This window comes from Phenylobacterium sp. (assembly GCF_030693805.1).
Lineage (GTDB): Bacteria > Pseudomonadota > Alphaproteobacteria > Caulobacterales > Caulobacteraceae > Phenylobacterium.
The window spans coordinates 1-8,297 of record NZ_JAUXZW010000435.1; the positions used below are offsets into that span (position 1 = coordinate 1).

The 8,297-nt window shown below is 69.2% G+C and carries 8 protein-coding genes; 4 read left to right on the top strand and 4 right to left on the bottom strand.

What is annotated here, in order from left to right:
* The 4 genes from panB to der form a co-directional block, all read left to right on the top strand.
* On the top strand, nucleotides 1-749 hold a 749-nt coding region (gene panB, locus Q8M88_RS17380; RefSeq protein WP_305598412.1), incomplete at its 5' end, for a 3-methyl-2-oxobutanoate hydroxymethyltransferase.
* Nucleotides 750-872: 123 nt separating this feature from the next.
* Nucleotides 873-1,649: a tetratricopeptide repeat protein gene (locus Q8M88_RS17385; RefSeq protein ID WP_305598413.1), complete on the top strand. Its 777-nt coding sequence runs from the start codon at nucleotides 873-875 to the stop codon at nucleotides 1,647-1,649.
* On the top strand, nucleotides 1,646-3,043 hold the full coding sequence (locus Q8M88_RS17390; protein WP_371132760.1) for a PQQ-binding-like beta-propeller repeat protein: 1,398 nt from the start codon (nucleotides 1,646-1,648) through the stop codon (nucleotides 3,041-3,043). Before Q8M88_RS17385 ends, Q8M88_RS17390 begins: the two co-directional genes overlap by 4 nt.
* 3 nt (nucleotides 3,044-3,046) lie before the next feature.
* A complete protein-coding gene (der, locus tag Q8M88_RS17395) occupies nucleotides 3,047-4,597 on the top strand; it encodes a ribosome biogenesis GTPase Der (RefSeq protein ID WP_305598415.1) in 1,551 nt (516 codons plus the stop codon).
* Nucleotide 4,598: 1 nt separating this feature from the next.
* On the opposite strand, the gene Q8M88_RS17400 is transcribed toward der, so the two are convergent.
* The 4 genes from Q8M88_RS17400 to Q8M88_RS17415 all read right to left on the bottom strand — a co-directional run.
* A complete protein-coding gene (locus tag Q8M88_RS17400) occupies nucleotides 4,599-5,366 on the bottom strand; it encodes an SDR family NAD(P)-dependent oxidoreductase (protein ID WP_305598416.1) in 768 nt (255 codons plus the stop codon).
* A 10-nt stretch (nucleotides 5,367-5,376) separates the two neighbouring features.
* A complete protein-coding gene (locus Q8M88_RS17405; protein ID WP_305598417.1) occupies nucleotides 5,377-6,363 on the bottom strand; it encodes a bile acid:sodium symporter family protein in 987 nt (328 codons plus the stop codon).
* A gap of 13 nt (nucleotides 6,364-6,376) precedes the next feature.
* Nucleotides 6,377-7,867, bottom strand: a complete 1,491-nt coding sequence (gene purF, locus Q8M88_RS17410) for an amidophosphoribosyltransferase (protein WP_305598418.1) — start codon at nucleotides 7,865-7,867, stop codon at nucleotides 6,377-6,379.
* The coding region (locus Q8M88_RS17415) for a CvpA family protein (RefSeq protein WP_305598419.1) at nucleotides 7,864-8,297 on the bottom strand (434 nt) is incomplete at its 5' end. The genes Q8M88_RS17415 and purF, both read right to left, overlap by 4 nt.

Sequence of the window (8,297 nt, forward strand, 5' to 3'; positions counted from 1 at the left end):
TCTGCCTGACCGCCTACACCGCGCCGATGGCCGAGATCCTCGACGAGCATTGCGACCTGCTGCTGGTCGGCGATTCCGTCGGCATGGTGGTGCACGGTCTGCCCAACACGGTCGGCGTCACGCTCGAGATGATGATCCTGCATGGCCAGGCGGTGATGCGCGGCTCGAAGCGGGCGATGGTCGTCGTCGACATGCCGTTCGGCAGCTACGAAGGCTCTCGCGAAGCCGCCTACGCCAATGCGGTGCGCATCCTCAAGGAGACTGGCGCCCAAGCGGTGAAGGTCGAGGCGGGCGTCGAGGTAGCCGAGAACATCGCCTATCTCACCCAGCGCGGCGTCCCGGTGATGGGCCACGTGGGCCTGCGCCCGCAGGCGGTGCTGGTGGACGGCGGCTTCAAGGCTAAGGGCAAGACGGCGGGCGAGCATGACCGTATCCTCGCCGACGCCCATGCGACGGCGCAGGCTGGCGTGTTCTCGATCGTCGTCGAAGGTGTCGCCGAAGGGCTGGCCCAGGAGATCACCGCCCTGGTTCCGGTGCCGACGGTCGGCATCGGCGCGTCGGCCGGGTGCGACGGGCAGGTGCTGGTCACCGACGACATGCTGGGCCTGTTCGACTGGACGCCGAAATTCGTGCGTCGATATGCCGACCTGCGCGGGGAGATCGGCCGGGCGGTCGGCGAATACGCCGCCGACGTCCGTGCGCGCCGCTTCCCCGGGCCCGCCGAAATCTACTTCGCCAAGGCGGGATAAAAGCAGTCTTCACGCCTTGGCGGGCCGCCGAAAAGCGCTGTCCGCACGGCGTTGCGGCGCAGGCCGCAGCGCTATAGGTTCCCGGCCGTCTATCCCAATCGCCTGAGCGCGGAGTCCCCATTCGTGGTCGATCTGTTCGAAGAGGTCGAAGAGCAGCTTCGCTCCGACCGCTACAAGCAGCTTGCGTTCAAATCCCTGCCTTGGGTGCTGGGCCTGCTGCTGGCCGCCGCGATCGCCGCCCTGGCGGTCTGGGGCTGGCGCGAACACCACGCCCGCCAGACGGCCAAGGCCTCGGAAGAGTACGCCCTGGCCCTGACTGAGTTCGAGGCCGGCCAGGTCGACAAGGCCGACCGGCGGTGGGGCGAGGTGGCCAAGTTGTCACCCAAGAGCTATCGCTCGCTGGCGCTGCAGCAGCAGGGCGGCATCCGCCTGTCGCAGGGCAAGGTCGCCGATGCCGTCAAACTCTTCGATCAGGCCGCCGATGCCGCGCCCAATCCGGTGATTGGCGACGTGGCGCGCCTCAAATCCGCCTTCGCCTTGCTGGATTCCGCCCCCTACAAGGACATGGAGGCGCGTCTGACGCCGTTGACCCAAGACGGCCGCCCCTATCGCGTCGAAGCGCGCGAAGCCCTGGCCTTCGCCAAGCTGATGGCCGGAGACCTGGCGGGCGCGCGCAGCGACTTCGCGGTGCTGCGCCTGATGACCGAGGCCTCCAGCGGCATGAAGGCGCGCGCCGAAGCGGCTCAAAGCCTGATCGACTCCGGATCCGCCAAGGTGGTGCCAGCGGCGGTGAAGGCCGCCCTCGCGTTGCCACCGCCCGTTCAACTTCCGCCGGGGGCCCAGATCCCCGGCTTGGCGGCGCCCGTCGCGCCACAGCAACCAGGTTCCGCCTCGCAATGATCCTTATGCAGGGCGCCACGCGCCGACCCCGTGCGATCGCCGCCGTCTGCGTCGCGGCGCTGGCCCTGACCGGCTGTTCGACGATCGGCAAGCTCAATCCCTTCGCGCCGAAGGACGAGGCGGATTCCGTCGCCGAGGGCACGCGGATCTCGATCGTCGCGGCCGACCAGACGCTTGAGCCGGCCGAAGCGCTGAAGGGCGCCGACTTCTTCCTGCCGGCGCCGACGACGGTGGCCGAGTGGCCGCTGCCCGGCGGCACGCCGGAGCAGTCGGTTGAGCACGTCGACGCTGCGCCGAACCTGTCGATCGCCTGGCGTCGCGGCTTCGGTGAAGGCTCCGACCGCGGCAAGCACGTGACCGCGCCGCCGGTCGCGGCGGCCGGCAAGGTGTTCGTCATGGACGGCGAGGCGAGGGTTTCCGCCCACGACGCCCAGAGCGGCGCCGAGGTGTGGAGCGTCAATCTGCGCCCCAATGACAACAAACGAGACAAGGAAGCCTTCGGCGGCGGCGTCGCCTACGCCGACGGCAAGCTCTATGTCTCCTCCGGCTACCAGTTCGTGGCCCAGCTCGACGCCGGCACCGGCGCGCTGGGCTGGCGCACCCGCACCGAGCAGCCGATCCATGCCGCCCCCACCGTTTCCGGTGGGCGGGTGATGGTGGTGGCGATCGACAACACGCTCGCCACCTATGACGCGGCGACCGGGGAGGCGGGCTGGACCTATCAGGCGCTGTCGGAACCGGCGCGCATTCTGGCGGCTTCCAGCCCCGCGGTGTCAGGCGACACGGTGATCGCCTCGTTCAGCTCGGGCGAGCTGGTGGCGTTGCGCGCGGCCAACGGCAACGACCTGTGGAACGAGGCCCTGTCGCGCGCCAGCCGCACCAGCGCCCTGTCTGAAATCCGCGACATTCCCGGCCGCCCGGTGATCTACCAGGGCGACGTCTTCGCGGTCAGCCACTCCGGCGTGTTCGCCGCCACCGACCTTCGCACCGGCCAGGCGCGCTGGAGCCTGCCGATGGTGGGCGTCACCACGCCATGGCCCGCCGGCGACGTGGTCTTCGCGGTCAGCAAGACCGGCCAGGTGGTCTGCGTGGCGCGCGAAAGCGGACAGGTCTACTGGATCCAGGACCTCAACGCGGGCCGCAAGACCCGCAAGCAGGGCGGCTTCCTGGGCGTTGGCGCGGTCGTCACCCGGCCGGTGTGGTCCAGCCCGATCCTCGCTAACAACCGCCTGATCCTCGCCGACAGCACCGGCCAACTGGTCTCGCTGAACGCGAAGACCGGCGCGGTGGAGCGCAAGTTCAACCTGGGCGCTCCGACCCTGCTCGGCCCGATCGCCATGGGCGGCACGATCTATGTCGTCACCGACAAGGCGCAACTGATCGCGCTGCGCTAGGCCATGACGCTGCGGCTCGCCATCGTCGGTCGTCCCAACGTCGGCAAATCCACGCTGTTCAATCGGCTGGCCGGGCGCAAGCTGGCCATCGTCGACGACCTGCCGGGCGTCACCCGCGATCGCAAGTTCGCCGACGGTCGCCTGGGCGACCTGGACCTGGAACTGATCGACACGGCCGGCTTCGAGGACGTCACCGACGAAAGCCTCGAGGCGCGCATGCGCGCCCAGACCGAACAGGCCATCGACGACGCCGACGTCTCGCTGTTCGTCATCGACGCGCGCGAAGGCGTGACCCCGCTGGACCAGGTGTTCGCCGAGATCCTGCGTAAACGTGGCAAGCCGGTGGTGCTGGTGGCCAACAAGGCCGAGGGCAAGGCTGGCGAATCTGGGTTCCTCGAGGCCTTCTCGCTTGGTCTCGGCGAGCCGATCGAGACCTCCGCAGAACACGGCGAGGGGATGGCCGAGCTCTACGCCGCGCTCCTGGACGTGGCGCCCATCGACGACGGCGAGGACGAGGACGACGGCGAGAAGCCGGTCCGCATCGCCATCGTCGGTCGTCCGAACGCCGGCAAGTCGACCCTGGTCAACAAGCTGATCGGCGAGGAGCGCCTGCTGACCGGCCCTGAGGCCGGCATCACCCGCGACGCGATCCCCGTGGACTGGACCTGGGACGACCGCGCCATTCGCCTAGTCGACACCGCCGGCCTGCGCCGCAAGGCCAAGGTCCAGGAGAAGCTTGAGAAGCTCTCCACCCAGGACACCATCCGTTCGATCACCTTCGCTGAGATCGTCATCCTGGTGATGGATGCGACCCACCCCTTCGAGGTGCAGGACCTGCAGATCGCCGACCTCGTCGAGCGCGAAGGGCGCGGCCTGGTGTTCGTGCTGGCCAAGTGGGACCTCGTCGAGGATCCGCAGGCGCGGCTGAACGAGATCATTGAAGAGGCGCAGACCCAGCTCCCCCAACTCAAGGGTACGCCGATCATCGCGCTGTCGGCAGAGACCGGCTGGCGGCTCGATCGGCTGATGCCGGCGGTGTTCAGCGTCCACGAGCACTGGTCGACCAAGGTGAAGACCCGCGACCTGAACGACTGGCTGTCGATGGCCGTGGCGCGCCACCCGCCGCCTGCCGTGGGCGGCCATCGCATCAAGCCCAAGTACATGGCCCAGACCAAGGCGCGGCCGCCGACGTTCGTGCTGTTCGCCAGCCGCGCCGACCAGCTTCCGGACAGCTACCGCCGCTATCTGGTCAATTCGCTGCGCGAGAGCTTCGAGCTGCCCGGCGTGCCGATCCGCCTCAGCGTCAAGTCTGGCAAGAACCCATTTGCGGAAGGCGAACCGCAGGCTCCGCCGCGCCGCCTCGGCGGGCCGCCCACCGGCGCCAAGACACGCGGCCACGCGGTGTCGACCTCGGGCAAGACCGCTAAACCCGGCAAGCCGGTCGGGGCGAAGCCGAAGCTGACCAAGGCCGCGGCGGCGCGCGCCAAGCCACCCAGCCGCCCAAAGCCAGCGCACCCCAGGCGGGGGCCGCCCGGCCAGAAGCCGAAACGCTAGATCAGCCCGCGGCCGAAACCACGCGGCCTGCGGCGCGCCAGTCGGTGAACAGCACCGGCTGTTTCGGCAGGCCGAGGTCAAGCTGAGCGAGCTCGACGATCAGTGGACCGATTTCGGAGGGTTCGGGCAGGGTCAGCGGGTCTTCGCCCGGCATCGCTTCCGCGCGCATCTTGGTGCGCATGACGCCCGGATCGAGCAGCACTGCGCGCACGGATGTCTGCTCCAACTCGTCGGCCCAGGTGCGCACGATCGCTTCCATGCCGGACTTGCTGGCCCCGTAGGGACCCCAGAACGCCTTGGGTCTGGCCACGCGTCCCGTGGTGAAGAAGATCGCGCGGCCGGCCTCGGCGGCGCGAAGCAGGCGCTCGGTGGTGCGGATCAGCCGATACGTGGCGGTCAGGTTCACCGCCATCACCCGCTCCCAGTGGGACGGCTCGATGTGCGACACCGGGGTCATCGGCCCTAGCGTCGCCGCGGCGTGAACCAGCACGTCGATGTGGCCGAACCGCTGGTGGATCGCCAGGCCGAGCGCGTCGAGGGCGTCGCCATCGGTGATGTCGAGCGGCACGAGGGTGGCCGATTCGCCGCTGACGTTGCGGATCTGGTCATCCAGCGCCTCCAGCCCGCCCTGGGTGCGGGCGATGGCGACGACGTGGGCGCCGGCCTGGGCCAGAGCTATGGCGGCGGCATGGCCGATGCCGCGGCTGGCGCCGGTGACCAGGGCGATGCGCCCGGCGAGCGGGCGGGTGGGGGAAGGGGCGTCTGACATGGCGCGCCTTCTAACCGCTCTGCGCCGGCGTGTCGCGCCGCTTGGCGTAGGCTTGGGCCATCACCGCGCAGACCATCAGCTGGATCTGATGGAACAGCATCAGCGGCAACAACAGCGGGCCGACCATGGCGGCGGGAAACAGCACGCTGGCCATCGGCACGCCGCTCGCCAGGCTCTTCTTGGAGCCGCAGAAGACGATGGCGATCTCGTCGGCCTTGTTGAAGCCGAGCGTGCGCGCCGCGACCGTGGTGGCGGTCAGCACCAAGCCTAGCAAAAGGCAGCAGAGCGCCAGCAGGCGGGCGAGATCGGCGGCGCTCACCTTGTCCCACAGGCCGCCGACCACGGCGGCGCTGAAGGCGCTGTAGACCTCCAGCAGGATCGCGCCGCGGTCGGTCCACGACAGGACCTTGGCGCGCGCCTTCACCCAACCGCCGATCCAGCGACGCAGCGCCTGGCCGGCGATGAACGGGACCAGCAACTGCAGGACGACGGCCTGGATGGACGTCCAGGTCAGCGCGCCCCCATAGGCATGCAGGGTCAGGCCGACCAGCAACGGGGTGATCAGCACGCCCAGGATGTTGGAAGCCGTCGCCGCGGCGACGGCGGCGGCGACGTCGCCCCGGGCGATCGAGGTGAAGGCGATCGACGACTGCACGGTGGAGGGCAGGCAACAGAGCAGGATGACGCCCGGCGCCAGGGCCGGCGGCGTGAGCCACGCGGGTGCGGCGGCCAGCGCCAATCCCAGCAGCGGGAAGAGCGCGAAGGTCGAGGCCAGGACCAGCAGATGCAGGCGCCAGTGCGTGAGGCCACGTCGGACTTCCTCGCTGGCCAGCCTGGCGCCATGGAAGAAGAACACGAAGCCGATGGCGATCCGCGTCGCCCATTGCAGCAGGACGGCCGCTTCGCCGCGCGCCGGCGCGATCGAGGCCAGCACGACCATGAACACGATCAGGGTCAGATAGAGGTCCGGCTTCAGCCGGGCGAGCAGCGCCTTCACCCCGGGTGCTGGCTCAGGCGTCGACGAGGAAAGAGAGCTGGCGCTCGGCGAGCTCGTTGCGCCCCTCGGCGATCTCGCGGTCCAGCAACCGGGTCGGATAGTCGCCGGTGAAATAGTGGTCGGTGAACTGGGGGTTCAGCGGATCGCGCGGCGCGGAGTCCATCGCCCAGTAGAGGCCGTCGACGGAGAGGTAGCCCATGCTGTCGACCTCGAGGATCTTGGCGATCTCCTCGGTGGTCTTGTTGGCGGCGATCAGCTTGTCGCGGTCGGGCATGTCGATGCCGTAGAAGTCCGGCCACATGATCGGCGGCGAGGCTGAGCGCAGGTGCACCTCGGCGGCGCCGGCCTCGCGCACCATCCGCACGACGCGCACGGAGTTGGTGCCGCGGACGATGGAATCGTCGATCAGCATCACCCGCTTGCCAGCCAGCACCGAACGGTTGGGCGACAGTTTCATGCGCACGCCGGTTTCGCGCGCGCCCTGAGTGGGCTGGATGAAGGTGCGGCCGACGTAGTGGTTGCGAATGATCCCCATCTCGAACGGGACGCCGGTCTCCTGGGCGTAGCCAAGAGCGGCGGGCACGCCGCTGTCCGGCACCGGGACCACCACGTCGATCATCGGCGAGCTTTCCTGGGCGAGTCGGCGGCCCATGCGCTTGCGCACCTCATAGACCGAGCGGCCGTTCACCACGCTGTCGGGGCGAGCGAAGTAGACATATTCGAAGATGCAGGGCCGCGCGCGGGCGGCGGGGAAGGGGCGCAGGCTCTCGACGCCGTCATGGGAGATGACAACCATCTCGCCATGCTCCACGTCGCGCACGAAGCGGGCGCCGATCATGTCTAGGGCGCAGGTCTCGGAAGCCAGCACCGCCTGGCCGTCGAGGTCGCCCAGCACCAGCGGCCGGATGCCCAGGGGGTCGCGCACGCCGATCAGCTTCTTGTTGGTCAGCGCCACCAAGGCATAGCCGCCTTCGATGCGGCTGAGCGCATCGATGAAGCGGTCGACCACCTTGGCGCGGCGCGAGCGCGCCATCAGGTGCAGGATCACCTCGCTGTCCGAGGTCGACTGGAAGATTGCGCCTTCCGCGACGAGCTGTTCGCGCAGGGTGAGGAAATTGGTCAGGTTGCCGTTGTGGGCGAGGGCGACGCCGCCCGCTTCCATGTCGGCGAACATCGGCTGGATGTTTCGCAGGAAGCTGCCGCCCGCGGTCGAGTAGCGCGTGTGGCCGATCGCCGAATGGCCTGGCAGGCGCTCGGTCAGGTCGGAGCCGGCGAACGCGTCGCCGACGTAACCCATGTGACGTTCGGCGTGGAAGCGTTGCCCGTCGAAGGTTGCGATGCCGCAGGCTTCCTGCCCGCGATGCTGCAGGGCGTGGAGGCCGAGCGCGGTGGTCGCCGCCGCGCCTTCCAGGCCGAAGATGCCGAAGACGCCGCATTCAAGGCGGGGGGAGTCATCGTCGGGATCACGCTGCGGGGCCGATTGTCGATCGTGGGTTCCGCTCATCGGGCTTTTTCCACCAAGTCGTCGATATCGCCGCGTTCGCGCGCGTCGTAGCCTTCGCGTGCGGGCGTGTCACGCGTCCCGTCGCTGACCGCGTCATCGAACGCCGGCTTCAGTCGCCCTGCGAGATCGCGGCCCTTCGGTGCAAAGGTAATGAGCACCCGGCCGGCGGCCGTGGTCAGCGGATACAGCGTCGCCCCCGAGATCCACCGCGGCACCCGCTCCGGCGGGGTGGCGGCGTTGAAGAACAGATTGAACGCGCCCAGCACCACCAGGGCGCGGACCAGGCCGAACCCCAGCCCCACCGAGCGATCGAGCATGCCCAGGACCTCGGCGCCCTTGATGCGCCGCGCAAGGCTTGCGCCGAACAGCCGCAGGACGATGTAGACCACCACGAAGGTGGCCAGCACCGCGGCGACGTCGCCCGCCCAGT

What these genes read in the sequence shown, in the direction of transcription:
- Q8M88_RS17390 (WP_371132760.1), top strand. Translation starts at nt 1,646, where the DNA reads ATGATCCTTATGCAGGGCGCCACGCGCCGACCCCGTGCGATCGCCGCC.
- der (WP_305598415.1), top strand. Translation starts at nt 3,047, where the DNA reads ATGACGCTGCGGCTCGCCATCGTCGGTCGTCCCAACGTCGGCAAATCC.
- Q8M88_RS17400 (WP_305598416.1), bottom strand. Translation starts at nt 5,366, where the DNA reads ATGTCAGACGCCCCTTCCCCCACCCGCCCGCTCGCCGGGCGCATCGCC.
- purF (WP_305598418.1), bottom strand. Translation starts at nt 7,867, where the DNA reads ATGAGCGGAACCCACGATCGACAATCGGCCCCGCAGCGTGATCCCGAC.